General features: G+C 68.0%; 1 protein-coding gene. It reads left to right on the top strand.

The window, feature by feature from the left end:
• The coding region (locus ACGFNP_RS61025) for an amino acid adenylation domain-containing protein (protein WP_393334394.1) at positions 1-1,410 on the top strand (1,410 nt) is incomplete at both ends.

Below are 1,410 nucleotides of genomic sequence, written 5' to 3'. Positions count from 1 at the left end.
CACCACCACCACCACGAACGCGGCCATCGCCGACCTCGCTCAGCCCACCGGCCAAGACCCCGAACGCGTCGAACCCGCCGCCGACCAAACCTCGACCGAATCACTGCCGGCCGCCGGCCGTCTGCGCACCCTCGTCCTCGGCCGGCCCGCCCTGCAAGCCCAGCTCGACACCCTGCCCGTGCAGCCGCCCGCGCATCGCACCCACCCCGCACAAGCCGCCTACCTGATGTACACCTCCGGCTCCACCGGAACCCCCAAAGGCGTCCTGATCCCCCACCGCGGCCTGACCAACCGCATCACCTGGACCCAGCACACCTACCACCTCACCCCCCACGACAAGGTGCTCCACAAAACACCCACCACCTTCGACATCTCCCTCTGGGAACTCCTCGGCCCCCTCACCGCCGGAGCCCAACTCATCCTCGCCAAACCCGGACACCACGGCGACCCCGAACACCTCCTCCACCTCATCAACCACCACAACATCACCCTCATCCACCTCATCCCCACCCTCCTCACCCACCTCCTCAACCAAAACGACACCAACCAACAAGGCAACGCCACCAGCCCCACCAGCCTGCGCCACGTCTTCTGCGGCGGCGAAACCCTGCCCGCAACCACCGTCACCGCCTTCTACCAACGCCACCCCACCACCACCCTGCACAACCTCTACGGCCCCACCGAAACCAGCATCGACGCCACCGCCTACACCTGCCCCCACCCCCACCCCCACCCCGGACAAACACCCGCCATCAACCCACCCATCGGCACCCCCCTGGCCAACACCACCACCCACATCCTCGACCCCCACCTCAACCCCACCCCCACCGGCATCCCCGGCGAACTGTTCATCGGCGGACAAGGACTAGCCCACGGCTACCACCACCAACCAGCCCTCACCGCCCAACGCTTCATCGCCAACCCCCACACCAGCGACGGCTCCCGCCTCTACCGCACCGGCGACCTGACCAGACACGACCCCCACGGCAACATCCACTTCCTCGGCCGCACCGACCACCAAGTCAAAATCCGCGGCCACCGCATCGAACCCGCCGAGATCCAGCACGCTCTGACCGGCCACCCCCGCATCGCCGCAGCCCTGGTCACCACCCACCACACGGGACCCGAGGCCGACGGCGGCAACGCCGGTACCGGCCAGCGGCTGATCGCCTACCTCGTTCCGGCCGATCCCTCCGACGGCATTCCTGCCACCGATGATCTGCGGTCTTATCTGGCGGCCGGTTTGCCGGATTACATGATCCCGTCGGTGTTCATCGAGCTGGCCGCTTTCCCGCTGTCGCCGAATGGGAAGATCGATCGTGCGGCTCTGCCGGTGCCGGATGGCAGCCGCCCCGACCTCGCCGACAGCTACCAGCCGCCGACCACCCCCACCGAACAACTCCTGGCCGG

It is taken from the genome of Nonomuraea sp. NPDC049269 (assembly GCF_043197155.1).
Classification (GTDB): domain Bacteria; phylum Actinomycetota; class Actinomycetes; order Streptosporangiales; family Streptosporangiaceae; genus Nonomuraea.
The sequence above is the reverse complement of the archived record's forward strand: the minus strand, read 5'-3'. Positions and strand labels throughout refer to the sequence as shown.